12 protein-coding genes are annotated in these 13,774 nt (G+C 66.4%); 6 read left to right on the top strand and 6 right to left on the bottom strand.

What is annotated here, in order from left to right; all coding sequences use genetic code 11:
- Positions 1–10 precede the first annotated feature (10 nt).
- Complete coding sequence (locus AC1VV3_RS04850; protein WP_431566960.1) at positions 11–1,285, top strand: purple acid phosphatase family protein; 1,275 nt, start codon at positions 11–13, stop codon at positions 1,283–1,285.
- A 137-nt stretch (positions 1,286–1,422) separates the two neighbouring features.
- Here the strand turns inward: AC1VV3_RS04850 and AC1VV3_RS04845 are convergent, their stop codons facing one another.
- The 4 genes from AC1VV3_RS04845 to AC1VV3_RS04830 form a co-directional block, all read right to left on the bottom strand.
- On the bottom strand, positions 1,423–2,475 hold the full coding sequence (locus tag AC1VV3_RS04845) for a tyrosine-protein phosphatase (RefSeq protein WP_431566959.1): 1,053 nt from the start codon (positions 2,473–2,475) through the stop codon (positions 1,423–1,425).
- A 304-nt stretch (positions 2,476–2,779) separates the two neighbouring features.
- A complete protein-coding gene (locus AC1VV3_RS04840; protein ID WP_243654094.1) occupies positions 2,780–3,187 on the bottom strand; it encodes a DoxX family protein in 408 nt (135 codons plus the stop codon).
- Positions 3,188–3,477: 290 nt separating this feature from the next.
- Positions 3,478–3,939, bottom strand: a complete 462-nt coding sequence (locus tag AC1VV3_RS04835; RefSeq protein WP_431566958.1) for a helix-turn-helix domain-containing protein — start codon at positions 3,937–3,939, stop codon at positions 3,478–3,480.
- A gap of 345 nt (positions 3,940–4,284) precedes the next feature.
- Positions 4,285–5,214, bottom strand: coding sequence for a LysR family transcriptional regulator (locus AC1VV3_RS04830; RefSeq protein ID WP_132263490.1), 930 nt, complete (start codon positions 5,212–5,214; stop codon positions 4,285–4,287).
- Between the two features lie 119 nt (positions 5,215–5,333).
- Between AC1VV3_RS04830 and AC1VV3_RS04825 the strand changes: the two genes are divergently transcribed.
- The 3 genes from AC1VV3_RS04825 to AC1VV3_RS04815 all read left to right on the top strand — a co-directional run bounded on the left by AC1VV3_RS04825 (position 5,334) and on the right by AC1VV3_RS04815 (position 7,464).
- Positions 5,334–6,032 carry a pirin family protein gene (locus AC1VV3_RS04825; protein ID WP_132263489.1) on the top strand — a complete coding sequence of 233 codons (699 nt, stop codon included), beginning with the start codon at positions 5,334–5,336 and terminating at the stop codon, positions 6,030–6,032.
- 138 nt (positions 6,033–6,170) lie between these two features.
- Positions 6,171–7,067, top strand: a complete 897-nt coding sequence (locus tag AC1VV3_RS04820) for a pirin family protein (protein WP_132263487.1) — start codon at positions 6,171–6,173, stop codon at positions 7,065–7,067.
- Positions 7,068–7,080: 13 nt separating this feature from the next.
- Complete coding sequence (locus tag AC1VV3_RS04815) at positions 7,081–7,464, top strand: OsmC family protein (RefSeq protein ID WP_431566957.1); 384 nt, start codon at positions 7,081–7,083, stop codon at positions 7,462–7,464.
- A 125-nt stretch (positions 7,465–7,589) separates the two neighbouring features.
- On the opposite strand, the gene AC1VV3_RS04810 is transcribed toward AC1VV3_RS04815, so the two are convergent.
- Positions 7,590–8,900, bottom strand: a complete 1,311-nt coding sequence (locus AC1VV3_RS04810) for a sigma-54-dependent transcriptional regulator (protein ID WP_132263484.1) — start codon at positions 8,898–8,900, stop codon at positions 7,590–7,592.
- Positions 8,897–10,609: a sensor histidine kinase gene (locus AC1VV3_RS04805; RefSeq protein WP_431566956.1), complete on the bottom strand. Its 1,713-nt coding sequence runs from the start codon at positions 10,607–10,609 to the stop codon at positions 8,897–8,899. Before AC1VV3_RS04805 ends, AC1VV3_RS04810 begins: the two co-directional genes overlap by 4 nt.
- 235 nt (positions 10,610–10,844) lie before the next feature.
- Here AC1VV3_RS04805 and AC1VV3_RS04800 point away from each other — a divergent pair, with 235 nt between their 5' ends.
- Both AC1VV3_RS04800 and AC1VV3_RS04795 read left to right on the top strand, forming a co-directional pair.
- Positions 10,845–12,167, top strand: a complete 1,323-nt coding sequence (locus tag AC1VV3_RS04800; RefSeq protein ID WP_482961974.1) for a dicarboxylate/amino acid:cation symporter — start codon at positions 10,845–10,847, stop codon at positions 12,165–12,167.
- Positions 12,168–12,270: 103 nt separating this feature from the next.
- Positions 12,271–13,740 carry an alginate export family protein gene (locus AC1VV3_RS04795; RefSeq protein WP_431566955.1) on the top strand — a complete coding sequence of 490 codons (1,470 nt, stop codon included), beginning with the start codon at positions 12,271–12,273 and terminating at the stop codon, positions 13,738–13,740.
- The last annotated feature ends 34 nt before the right edge of the window (positions 13,741–13,774 follow it).

Below are 13,774 nucleotides of genomic sequence, written 5' to 3'. Positions count from 1 at the left end.
GACACTTGCGATGAAGAAGAAAGCCCATGTCCTGCTGGGAGCGCTGGCCTTGTGCCTGCCGCTCCCGGCCTTCGCCGCCGATGCGCCGGTGCAGCAGCAGGAGCCGCTGGCACCTGCCACCGTCCGGCCCGAACGCGTGATCCTGAACCTCACCGCCGATCCGACCACCGAGATGGCCGTCACCTGGCGCTCCGCGCCGGGCCTGCCGGGCCAGGTCCAGTATGCGAAGGCGACAAGCAGTCCCGACTTCGTGAAAACGCCGCTGACGGCCGAGGCGAAGACCGACGACGCCACGCTGGCCGTCCGCGAGGATCCCGCCTTCCGCGCGGCCTATCACTCGGCAGTGCTGGCGGGGCTCGAGCCGGACACGGTCTATGCCTACCGCGTGGGCGACGGCACGCATTGGTCCGAGTGGTTCCAGTTCCGCACCGCCGCGCGCGAGGCGAAGCCGTTCCGCTTCATCTACATGGGGGACATGCAGAACCAGATCCTGTCGGAAGCCTCGCGCACCTTGCGCATGGCCTTCCGCCAGGCGGGCGACGCGGCCTTCACGATCCATGCCGGGGACCTCATCAACCGGCATGACAGCGATGCCGAATGGGGCGAATGGTTTGCCGCGGGCGGGTTCCTCTATGCCCAGACGCCGCAGATGCCGACGCCGGGCAACCACGAATACGTCAAGGACGAGGCGGCGCGGGCGGGGTCCTCGATCAACGGCCAGTGGCGCCGGCAGTTCACGCTGCCGGAGAACGGCCCGGCCGACGTTCCGGCGAGCCGCGAGACGAGCTGGTACACCGATTACCAGGGCCTGCGCCTGATCTCTATCGACTCCATGCAGGTCGACCGGGACGAAACGGCGCGCAAGGCGATCGTGAAGTGGCTCGACGGCTTGCTGGCGAACAACCCGAACCGCTGGACGGTCCTGTTCCTGCACTTCCCGCTGTTCTCCAGCGAGCCCGAGCGCGACAATCCGAAGCTGCGCGCCGCGCTGAAGCCGCTGATCGACAAGTACCGCGTGGACTTGGTCCTTCAGGGGCACGACCACGGCTATGCCCGCGGCGCGATCGGCAAGAACGGCCCCGCGGCGGACGATGCGGGCACGACATATGCCGTCTCGGTCGCCGGACCGAAGATGTACGAAGTCGGCAGCCTGCCCTGGGCGCGCAAGTCGGCATCGCGCACGCAGGCCTATCAGGTGATCGACGTCAGCCAGGAAGCCCTGGCCTACCGCGCCTATACCGCCACCGGAGAGCCGCTCGACGCGGTGACCTTGCGGAAACCCTGAGTACGCGAAAGGGCCGGAGCAAGCTGGGGGGCATTGCTCCGGCCCTTGACGAGGCTGCGCTTCGATTGCGACCCGAAGCGTGGTTTCGTCCAGCCCGCCCGGCCCGATCGGCCGGGCGGGCGCATGGCCGTGACCCGTCAGTCGAGCATGGTCTTGCGCAGCTTGGCGATGTCGGCGTCGGTCAGGCCCACCTTCTGTTTCAGGTAACCTTCCGATCCGCCGTACTGCTGGTCGAGATACGTGAAGAACTGGGCCAGGTGCGACGCGCCGCTGGGCGTGTAGAGCGGCTCGGCCTTGGGCGGCTGGCCGTCCGCACGCGCGGCGTAGTACTTGAGAATGGGATTGTTCGGGAAGTCGGCCGGGTCGACCTTGGGCATTTCCCATTGGGGGCGGCGCAGTTCGGTGGAGCGGTGATAGTCCTTGAGGATCGTCTCGCGGTCCACGCCCAGCACGTCGTAGATCAGGGCGGTGGCGATGCCGGTCCGGTCCTGCCCGGCGGAGCAATGATAGACCACGGCGCCCTCGTTCGCGAGCAGGCGATTGAACAGCGCACGGAACTGCGGGACCAGCATGATTTCCATGCCCTGATACATGTTCTCGCCGCCGCTCTTGGCCATCTTCGCGAAGAGCGGTTTGAGCGAATAGTCGTTGGCGAGGAACAGCGCGCCGGTTCGGTCGTCCAGCATGTCGGGCGCGACTTCGCGTTCCTCGATCGAGCGCAAGTCGACCACGGCGCCCAGATTGACCTGGCCCAGCAGCGCATAGTCCGCCTCGGTCAGCAGCGGCATCGCGCCGGAGCGGAAAGCCTTGTCCCACTTCACGGTATGGCCGTCCTTGGTGACGTAGCCGCCGATGTCGCGGAAGTTGCTGCCCTGCTGAAGCGGCACCACGCGCTCGGCGACGACGGTGGTCTTGCCGCCCTTGCCCTGGATGATGACGTAGCGGCGCTCGCTGGCCGGGATCGGCAGCTTCAGCGCGGCGTCCTTGCTGGCGGCGGCGAAGCGCTGGTCGTTCTTGTCGAGCGCCGTGTCGGTGCTGATCCAGATTGTGGCCGGTGCCGTGTCCGTCCGGGCCAGCTCGACGGTCTGGTCGTCCAGACGCGTCAGCGTGGCCAGCTCGCGCGCGGAGGCGGGAGAATGGGCCATCGCCGCGACGAGGGCGGAGAGGACGGTCGGGGCAATCTTGCGCATGGGCGGAGTCCTTGATGTCTGTCTGATGCCGGCTGCTAAAACGGATGTATGTATCTTGTGTGACAGGTCTGAGGTCAATGCACCGGCGTGTTATCGCGGAGACGATCCTGCGGCCGCTTTCCTTGATGTCAGGTATTCGGGCCATTTCAGCGGTTCTGCCGCGGATCCGGGGCGCCATCTCTCCGGGGTGCCAAGTCCGGGATGCGAGTCTGTAAAACGAATGTCTGTAATCTGGCGGCGCTGGAACGAAAAAGGGGCCGCCTTTCGGCAGCCCCTCGTTTTGCGGGTTCTGGCTGGTTCTGGATCAGTCGCGGCCCTTGCCGAAAGCGACGATCTGCAGGAGGCCGCCGGCCATGGCGACGTTCTTGAAGAAGTGGATGAACTGGTTCTGGTCTGCGAACTGCGCGTGGAAGAACAAGGCGGTGACGAGGCTGAACAGGGCAAGCGCGGCAGCGACGCTGCGCAGGCGGTACCCCGAGATCAGCAGAGCGCCGCCGATGACTTCCACCGCAACGGCACCGGCCAGGGCCACGGCGGGGAAGGGCAGGCCCACCGAACCGATGTAGGCCATGGTTCCAGCGGGATCGGAAAGCTTGGAAAGGCCGCTGAGGATGAAGATGGCGGCGATCAGGATGCGGCCCACAAGCGGCAGAAACTTCAGGATTCCCTTGTCTTCGGCAGCGGGAGCGAGCGTAGCGGTGGCAGTGTTCATGGTCATTCCCCTTGGGGCTGGTCTGGAGAGGGTCCGGCCGTGACGGCTGCGGGGTGCCTCGTTGAACCGGGAAATGCCTCGAAAAACGAATTCCAGAAATCCAGATAAAATGGACCGCTCTGTTCGATGAAACTGAAATGTCTCGATGCGTGCGAAAATGCGGGACTGGCGGTGGGCGGGGGAATGGGGTCCGCCAGTCCCGAGGAGTTCGGGTACGCCGGAGGCGCGCCGAACGTGGTCCCGGCATGGTCGCCGCCGGGATCGAACGCAGGGTGTCGGGAAAGGGACCGTCAGTCGGTGAGCGGCCGCCAGCGGTTGCGCCAGGCCCTGGGCGTGTTGCCCACCACGCGGCGGAACAGACGGGTGAGGTGGGCCTGGTCGGTCAGGCCGCAGATGCAGGCGATTTCGGACAAGGCATCGTCGGTCCGCAGCATCAGGCGCTGGGCGTGGCGAATGCGCTGGCGGATGACGTAGGCATGGGGCGGTTCGCCAACGCTGGTCTTGAAGGCGCGGCAGAAGTGCCCGGTGCTGAGCCGCGCCACGGCGGCCAGTTCGCAGCAGGCCAGCGACTGGCCGAGATTCTCCTCGATATGGCCGATGACCCTGCGCAGCTGCCAGCCTGCAAGGCCGCCCTTGGCGGATGCGTCGCCGTCAGGGACGGACTGCGGCGCGACCGGAACGAGCAGGTCGTGCTCCGCCAATCGGCTTCTGGCCAGCGCGAGGCTGTCCGGCCCCACCCCGCCGGTGTCCATTGCCTTGGCTAAGGGGATGGCCTGCGGAATTGCCGGCGGTTCAGCGTGGTAATGTCTTGAATCCTGTCCCGTATTCGTCGTCGTCGTGCTCAGGACTCCGTGAAGCATGACCAACTCTCCAAGCTCGACGACCGATCCGACCTCTACGGCAGGGGCAATCGCGATGATGGGGCAAATCTCGATAACGGTGATTGTCGCATAGTAATTCGACACGAAAAGTCTGTTCACCGCCCGAATCATCAGGCCCCATCTTCATAGTCTATGGAGATTGCAGTCTTGCTTCCTTTCGGGAATGGGGGATTTTTACTATTGCCAGCCGGCTTTTCCCCCATTTACGCTTTTAATTCAGATATCCGGGAGAGCGGTCAGCGTCTCGTCGATCTCGCATTGGGCCACGAAGCGGTCGAGCAGCCAGGCGGCCGCGGGGCCGGGCGGCGTGTCGCGGCGCCAGATGCCGCCGAAGCGGTAGATGCCGCCGGGATGATCGGGCATCGACAGGCGGATCAGGGTGCCGGACACGAGATCGGCCTCGATCATCGGCAGCGGCATGTTGCCCCAGCCGATGCCCTGGCGCAGCAGGGCGTGCTTGGCGCCAAGGTCGGCGAGGCGCCAGGTCTTGGGGCTCATGACCGAGAAGTCCTTGCCTTCGGTGAAGCGCGAGCGGTCGCTGAGCACCAGCTGCGTATATTCGCGGCCGGCGCCGGGCGGGATCAGGTCCATGCGGCCGAGCGGATGGTCGGGCGCGGCCACGGGCACCATCGCCACCGAGCCGACCGAAACGCTTTCGAGCCCGTCGACACCGGCAAAAAGCGGGCCGGACAGGCCGACCACCGCCGTGCCGTCGAGCACCATCGCAGTGATCGCGCCCAGCGCTTCCACATGGAGGCGCAGCTGCACGGTCGGAAATTCCGCGGCAAAGGCCCGCAGGATCACGCCGAGGCGTTCGGCCGGAAACATGACGTCCACCGCCAGGTCGACTTCGGCCTCCAGACCGTCGAGCAGGCCTTTCACTTTGGCGCGCAATCCGTCGATCCCCTCGGCCACACCGCGCGCTTCCGACAGGACGGCACGGCCGGCTACGGTAAGCTGCGGCTTGCGCGTGCCTTCGCGTTCGAACAGCAGAACGCCGAGCTGGGCTTCGAGGTTGGCGATGCCGTAGCTGATGACGGAGACCGCGCGGTTCAGCTTGCGCCCGGCGGCAGCGAAACTGCCGGTGTCGACGATGGCCAGGAAGATGCGCAGCTGGTCCAGGGTCGGCGTACCGGGGTTGCTCACTTTTCAATCTCCTAGAACAGTCAGGTCGATTTTATCCCTCTGAACTTGAAATGCGGGCAAGTCTATATGGGGTTTCAAGAGAGGGCGGCACCTCACCCCGCCGCCCCCGGAGACAGGATATGATCGAACTTCGCCCTTATGACAGCCTCGGTGGTGCCAACCACGGCTGGCTCGACGCCAAGCATCACTTCTCGTTCGCCGGCTATCACGATCCGGCCCGCGTCCACTGGGGCAACCTGCGCGTCTGGAACGACGATGCGATCGCGCCGCAGACCGGCTTCCCGCCGCACCCCCACCGCGACATGGAAATCATCACTTATGTCCGCGAGGGTGCGATCACTCACCAGGACAACCTGGGCAACAAGGGCCGCACCGAGGCCGGCGACGTCCAGGTGATGAGCGCGGGCACCGGCATCACGCACTCGGAATACAACCTTGAGGACGTGACGACGAAGATCTTCCAGATCTGGATCATCCCGACCCGCGACGGCGAAGAACCGAGCTGGGGCGCCAAGCCCTTCCCCAAGGGCGACCGGTCGGGCCAGTTCGTCACGCTGGCATCGGGTTACGAGAATGACAACGATGCGCTGCCGATCCGCACCAATGCCCGCGTCATCGGCGCTACCCTCAAGGCCGGCGAAACCGCCGAATATCCGCTGGGCAAGGACCGCAAGGCCTACCTGGTGCCGGCCATCGGCGCGGTGCAGATCGAGGACGTGCGCGTCAACGCCCGCGACGGCGCGGCCATCAGCGACCTCGACGTCCTGCGGGTGACCGCGATCGAGGACAGCGAGATCGTCCTGGTCGACGCGGCCTGACACCAAGGCCGAAACGAGTTGGGGAGCGGGCGGAAATCGTCCGCTCCCTCATCTCCCGGATTGCAATTTACCAGATCGGCGCCGACCTTCTTCCCCGGCGCTCAGGCATACAAAAGAAGCGCAAGGAAGGATTGCCCCATGACCGTTCGCTCATCCGATATCGAAGGTGTAGACCTTGTCGTTCTCCCCCCCGTTCGCGACCTTGGGGACGGGTTCCAGGTCCGCCGCGCGCTGCCCACTGCGCAGCGCCGCATGGTCGGCCCTTTCATCTTCTTCGACCAGATGGGTGAGGCGGTGTTCCGCAGCGGCGAAGGCCTCGACGTACGCCCGCATCCGCATATCGGCCTTTCCACGCTGACCTACCTCGTCGAAGGCGAGATCCTCCACCGCGATTCCCTCGGCTCCGTTCAGGCGATCCGGCCCGGCGAGGTCAACTGGATGACCGCGGGCAGCGGGATCGTCCATTCCGAGCGCACGTCTCCCGAAGTCCGCGCCAGCGGCGGCAAGCTGTTCGGGCTCCAGACCTGGATCGCCCTGCCGAAGGAAGCCGAAGAGATCGCGCCGGCCTTCGCCCATCACAAGGCGGACGAGATCCCGGTGACCGAGGATGCCGGAACGCGCCTGACGCTGATCGCCGGTACGGCCGACGGCCTGACCTCGCCGCTCAAGACCTATTCCGACATGGTCTACGCCGATATCGTCATGCTCGACGGAGCGCGCTACCAGGTGAAGGCCGAGCACGTCGAACGCGCGATCTATGTCGTCGGCGGCGAAGTCGAAGTGGAGGGCCAGACCGGCAGCTTCAAGGAGACCGAACTGGTGGTCTTCAAGCCCGGCGCCGAGGTGATCCTCAAGGCCAAGGGCGGCACGCGCCTGATGCTGCTGGGCGGGGAGCCACTGCCGGAGAAGCGCCATATCTACTGGAACTTCGTCTCCTCCTCGCTCGACCGCATCGAGCAGGCCAAGGACGACTGGAAAGCCCAGCGCTTCGACCGTGTGCCCGACGAGAGCGAATTCATCCCCCTTCCGGCCTGAGGAGCTTCACACCATGGCACATGGAACCGCGCATATCGGCGAAACCCCCTGGCGCACCGAGATCGTGGTCGGCGGTCACGCGATCACCGCCGACGAGCCCCAGGCGCTCGGCGGGCAGGGGGTGGGACCCGCGCCTTACGACCTGCTGCTCGCCAGCCTGGGGGCCTGCACGGCGATCACATTGAAGATGTACGCCAGTCGCAAGGGCTGGCCCCTGGTATCGGTCGATGTCGACTTGCGGCTCGCGGGTGCGAAGGACCAGATGCATATCGAGCGCAAACTCTCGATCGTGGGCCTCGACGAGGAGCAGAAGGCTCGGCTTGCCGATATTGCCGAGCGGACGCCGGTGACTTTGACGTTGAAGGCGGGGCTGGGGATCGAGACGGAGCTGGTTTGAAGTTCTCGCTCTCTTCCTCGTCATTGCGAGCGTAGCGAAGCAATCCAGGGGCGGCTTAGTGCGGCTCCTGGATTGCCGCGTCGGCTGCGCCTCCTCGCAATGACGAAGGGAGGTGTTGTGCCTCTTCAGCCTTTTTGCCGCAGTGCCCCCAGGTCGATCCCGTGCTTGTTCACTTTGTAGTAGAACGTCTTGCGCGGCAGATCGAGCGCGCGGATGGCCGCGCCGATCTCCCCGTTCGCGGCGATCACGGCGGCGACGATCTCCTCGCGCTCGAAGGCGTCGACCCGCTCGGTCAGGCCCTTGTTGCCCGAAGGGGAGGGCGTGGGAGAGGGATCGCCGAGGCCCAGCACGAACTGCTCCGCGAAATTGGCGAGTTCCCGCACGTTCCCCGGCCAGTCATGGCGTTCCAGCATCGTGCGGACCGCCGCGGTGACGGGCGGAAGCTCGCGGGCGACGCGGCTGGCGGCATCGCCGGCGAAGCGGGCGAAGAGAGCGGGGATGTCCTCGCGCCTTTCCCGTAGCGGCGGGATGCGCAGGCGCATGGCGGCGAGGCGGTAGAACAGCGGCGGCAGCAGCGAGGGCGGCGGGCCTTCGGCCGCATCCTGGCTGGTGGAGATCACGCGCACGTCGACGGGCATGGCCTCGCCCCGGCGGCGCAGGACGCGCTGCTCTACGAAGGGAAGCAGGCGCTCCTGCAAGTGCGCCGGGCCGCGGTCGATATCGTCGAGGTAGAGCGTGCCGCGATGAGCTGCGGCCAGGCCGGGTTCGTCGATGCCGGTTGCAGTGAAGAGCGGTTCCGCGAGCGCCTCGGGCATTCCGGCGCAGGCCAGAGGCAGAAAGCGGTGGCGCGCACGCTTGCCCGCGCGGTGGATCAGGCGGGCGAGGAGGTCCTTGCCGGTGCCGGTCTCGCCTTCGATGAACAAGTCTATATCCGCATTGGCCAGCACCGGCACCATCTCGCGAAGCCTGCGGATGGCGGGGCTTTCGCCCAGGAACAGCGGTGCGTCGGCATCTTGCGACATGGCCCGCAGGCGGCGGTTTTCCAGCGTCAGCCCGCGCGCGGTGGCGGCGCGGGTGACGGCGGCGATCAGCGCCTCGGGCGCGAAAGGCTTGGTGAGAAAGTCCCAGGCGCCCGCCTTGAGCATCTGTACCGCCATCTCGATGTCGCCGTGGCCGGTGACCAGCACGACGGGCAGATCGGCATCGCGCTCGTGAAGCTGGCGGAACAGGTCGATGCCGGAGACGTGCGGCATACGCACGTCGGTAACGACCACGCCAGGCCAGTCGGCGGTGAGCGCCGCCAGCGCCGGGGCGGCGGCCGGGAAGCTTTCGACTTCGAACCCGGCGAGTTTCAGCAGCTGTGCCGTCGAACGGGCAAGGTCTTCGTCGTCCTCGACGAGGGCGACGCGGCGGGTGCCGGCGGAAAGGTCGGTCATCGGGCCAGTCTCAATTGCAGTTCGAAGGCGGCCCCGGTGTCGCTGGGCACGAGGCGCAGGGCGCCGCCGAACTCCTGCGCGATATCCTGCGCGATCACCAGGCCCAGCCCGAGCCCTTCGGCGCGGCTGGTGGCGAAGGGCGTGAACAGGCGATCCGCGATGTCCGGGGCGATGCCGGGGCCATTGTCGGTGACAGTGATGCGCAGCGTTTCGCCCTCGATCGCCAGCGACAGGATGATGCGGGGCGCCGCGCGCCCGGCGAGCGCTTCGATGGCGTTCTGGAGGAGGTTCACCAGGATCTGTTCCAGCCGCACCTTGTCACCGCGAACCTTGAGGCCGGGGGGAATCGCCGGGGTTTCGAAGGTCAGCGCGGCAAGGCGCTCCTTGAGCAGGAGGCGCGCGCCGTCGAGCACTTCGGCCAGCGGCACCGCGCTCTCGCCGGTGCTGCCCTTGCGGGCGAAGCCGCGCAGCTGCGCGGTGATGATGCCGATGCGTTCGGCAAGGCGGTCGATGGCGGAAAGATTCTCGCGCACTTCCGCGGCCGCACCGAGGTCCAGCAATTGCCCGGCCGAGCTGGCATAGTTGCGGATCGCGGCCACGGGCTGCGCGGTTTCGTGAGCGACGCTGGCCGTGACTTGTCCCAGCGTGGCGAGGCGATTGGCGAGGCGCAGCTCCTCGCGCAGCAGGGCCGCGCGCTGTTCGAGCGCACTGCGCTCCTCCATCTCGCGGCGCAGTTCGGCCGTCCGCTCGGTGACGGCGGCTTCCAGCTGGGCGGTGCGTTCACGGCGGCGGCGGTTGCTCTGGGCGAGCCACCAGAGGGCGCCGACGGCGAGCAGGGCCAAAGTCGCGGCCACGGCCTGGGCGCTGCGCATCGGCGTGGTGACGGCCACCCGGATCGGCAGCGCCAGATTGACCTGCCACTGGTCGCGGTTGGGCGCGCTGGTGGCAAGAAGCAGGCGTCCGCTGCGTTCGGGCATGTGCAGCAGGCCGTCACCGTCGCTGGAGAAGCGGGCGGGCGTCAGGCGCGGAATTCCGATGTCGCCGGCAATGGCCCGCTGGAGGGCAGGATCGAGCGGGCGCGTCATGGCGAAGCGCCAGGCGGGGCGGCTGGCGACGAGGACCACCCCGTTGCGGTTGGTCACGAAGGTCTCGCCGCCTGCCGTGCGCCACTGGGCCTCGATCCGGTCGAAGTCGAGCTTGATGACGATCACACAGTCCCCGGCGGCTTTTCGCGCCAGGTATAGGCCGGGACGATGGCTTACGGTGCCCAGCGCGAACTGGGCGCCGTCGCCGCGGCGCAGGGCGTCGCGGTAATAGCGCCGGAAACGGTAGTCGCGGCCGACGAAACTGTCGCGGTGGCGCCAGTTGCTGGCGGCGATCGCGAACCCGTCTTCTCCCACCAGGTAGATGGCCGAGGCGCCGATCTGGCCGGCGAAGGATTCCAGCTTGGCATTGAGCCGCTCGTCCGCGCCGCTTTCGCGATTGGCGGCGGCGATCACGTCCCGGTCGTCCGCCAGGGTCTGCGGCAGGAGGCGGAACCGGGCGATCTCGCTGTCGAGCAAGGACTGGCGCAGCCGCGCGTCGGCAGCGACCGATGCGGAGAACGCCGCGGTGGCGCGCTGGCGCACGAATTCGCCGGCCAGACCCGCGGCAAGGAGCGCGGCGGCCAGGGCTGCCAGCAGCCAGTAGAGCGTGTGGCGACGATTCACCGCGCCAGCCTAGACCGGCAGGGAGCGATGTGCAAATTTCTGCACATCGCTGCAATGCAATGTGCCGATTGTTGCCCCTCGGCTCCGCATCTCTCCGCCGTAAAGGCCCGGAAATCAGCCGTTTCCAATGAATGCAAAAACTGCTTTTGCCGCAGCGTGGAATCGAACAGTTTCTGCCCGGCACGCGATAAGCATAAGTCTTGAGCGTGCCCGAGAGAGGAAGGAAGGCCTTACCATGCACGCCCAGTTGTCCGACACGCACGAACCGACCGCGCCAAAGCGCTGGTACGGACATCTTTATGTGCAAGTGCTCGTCGCCATCGCGGCGGGCGTGACGCTGGGCCACTTCGCCCCGGCCACGGGTGAGGCGCTGAAGCCGCTTGGCGATGCCTTCATCAAGCTGGTGAAGATGGTGATCGCGCCGGTCATTTTCCTGACCATCGTCACCGGCATCGCCTCCATGCGCGACTTGCGCTCGGTGGGCCGGGTGGCGGGCAAGGCGTTCGGCTATTTCTTCTTCTTCTCTACCCTGGCGCTGATCGTCGGGCTGGCCGTCGCAAACGTGGTTCGCCCCGGCCAGGGCCTGAACATCGATCCCGCCACGCTCGATGCCTCGAAGGTCGCACTTTACTCCGAGAAGGCACACGAAACGTCGATCACCGGGTTCCTGATGGAAATGATCCCGGACACATTCCTCTCCTCCATGACCCAGGGTAATATCCTTCAGGTCCTGGTGATCGCCATTCTCTTCGGCATTGCGCTGGCCATGCTGGGCGACCGCGGTGCGCGTCCGCTCTCGCTGCTGGAAGACGTGTCGCTGGTGTTCTTCAAGCTGGTCTCGATCGTCATGAAGGCCGCGCCGATCGGTGCTTTCGGCGCCATGGCCTTCACCATCGGCAAGTACGGCGTCGGCAGCCTTGCCAACCTCGTGGGCCTCGTCGCGACCTTCTACCTGACTTCCGCACTCTTCGTGGTGGTGGTGCTGGGCGTGGTCGCGCGGCTGGCAGGCTTCTCGATCTTCTCGCTGATTTCCTACCTCAAGGCCGAACTGCTGCTGGTGCTGGGCACGTCTTCCTCGGAAAGCGCGCTGCCTTCGCTGATGGAGAAGATGGAGCGCGCCGGCTGCCCCAAGAGCATCGTCGGCCTCGTCGTTCCCACCGGCTACAGCTTCAATCTCGACGGCACCAATATCTACATGACGCTGGCGGCGCTGTTCATCGCGCAGGCCTGCAACGTGGAACTGACGCTGGGCCAGCAGGTGCTGCTGCTGGGTGTGGCCATGCTCTCGTCAAAGGGTGCGGCGGGCGTCACCGGCGCGGGCTTCATCACCCTGGCCGCCACACTGTCGATCGTGCCTTCGGTGCCGGTCGCGGGGATGGCGCTGATCCTGGGCGTCGACCGCTTCATGTCGGAATGCCGCAGCCTCACCAACTTCATCGGCAATGCCGTGGCGACGGTGGTGGTCTCGCGCTGGGAAGGCCAACTCGACACCGAGCGGTTCAAGGCCGTGCTCGCCAATCGCGAGCCCGCTGCCACCGAGAGCCCCGCGCTCGTCTGACCCGAGATTGTTTGGGGCCGGTGCCGCTTTGAAAATACCCCGCGGGCATTCTTCAAACGGGCACTGACCCTCGGGGCTGCGGCCCCGCACAGGAATCATCCTTATGAAGACCGGTCTTCCGCGGCTGCTTGCCGCCACCCTTTGCTGCGCCCCGGCTCCGGCGCTTTTCGCAGCCCCCACCGCTGCACTGGCAGACGAGGCGAAAGCCCCGATCTACCCGGTTTCCTCCAATGGCGACGGCGCCGTCACTAACGGCTACAGCATCTCCCGCTGGGCCGAGGACTGGCGGTCGATGGCCGATACCAAGAAGCGCGACGACTTTCTCGACCGGCTCAAGTTCCTGCCCCTGAACGAGACCGGAGACATCTACGTCACGCTTTCGGGCGAACTGCGCCTGCGGGTCAACCAGACCACCAATCCCAACTTGCGCGAGGCCGAGGCCCAGCGGCAGGACATCAGCCGCATGGTGGTGGGCGCCGACGTCCATGTCGGCCCGCATTTGCGCTTCTACGGGGAACTGGCCCATGCCGGCCTCGCGGGCGAGAACATCGGCACGCCCGCCACCAACATGAGCAACGGCCTCGTCGCCCAGCAGTATTTCGCGGAGGCCAATGGCCGGCTGGCAGGGCTGGACGTGGGCATCCGCTATGGGCGGCAGGAGTTCGTGGACGGACCCAACCTGCTGACGTCGCAGCGCGACAACAACACCATCCACTACACGCTCAACGGCGTGCGCGCCTGGGCGCGCGGCAAGGCGGTGCGGGCGGACGTCTTCGACTTGCGCCCCACCGCTTATGGCGAGGACGGCATCGGCGACGACAAGAGCGATCCCGAGCGCCGCTTTTCCGGCGTGACGCTGGGTTATGCCGTGCCGAAGACGTTCCTGGGCGATTCGAAGCTCTTCGTGGATCCCTTCCTCTGGCGGCGCCGTAACGGCGTGGGCACCTGGGGAGGGCGGATCGGCCCGGCCACGCGCTATTACGGCGGGGTCCACGTCTACGGCGATGCCGGGCCGATCAACCTCGACTGGACGGTGAACCACCAGTGGGGCGAATTCATCGACCAGAAGATCGACGCCTGGCAGGTGCTGCTGGCGCAGTCCTACCGGCTGGGGGCGTCGAAGTCCGCGCCGCGGATCGGGCTCAGCGCGGACTATGCCAGCGGCGGGGGCGGCTATGGCGACGGCAAGCTGCGCGATGCCTACTCGCCTTTCGGCAACAACGTCTATTTCAGCTACCAGCTCTACCTGACGCCCAGCAACTTGCGCGCCATCGCGCCCACTTTCAGCTTCACGCCGCTGAAGAACGTGAAAGTGAATGCCGAATACCGCTTCGCCTGGCGTGACAGTGTCACCGATGCGGTCTATCGGGCCAACGGCCAACCCTTTGCCGGCACCCAGAACGGCCGGGCGCGCAAGATCGCCGAACTCGCCCGCTTGCAGGCGGTCTGGCAGATCTCGCCCCGCGTTTCGTTCACCGGGCGCTACGAGCATCTCGAAGCCGGCCCCGCGCTGACCGATGCGGGATACCGCAGCTCCGATTTCCTGGCGGGCTGGCTGAGTCTGCGTTTCTAGGGCGAAATTCGCCCTGGATCATTGGTTTGAAGCA

Source organism: Novosphingobium sp. BL-S-34 (genome assembly GCF_056857015.1).
Note: the sequence above shows the minus strand (reverse complement) of the source record. Positions and strands in the feature narration are given on the sequence as shown.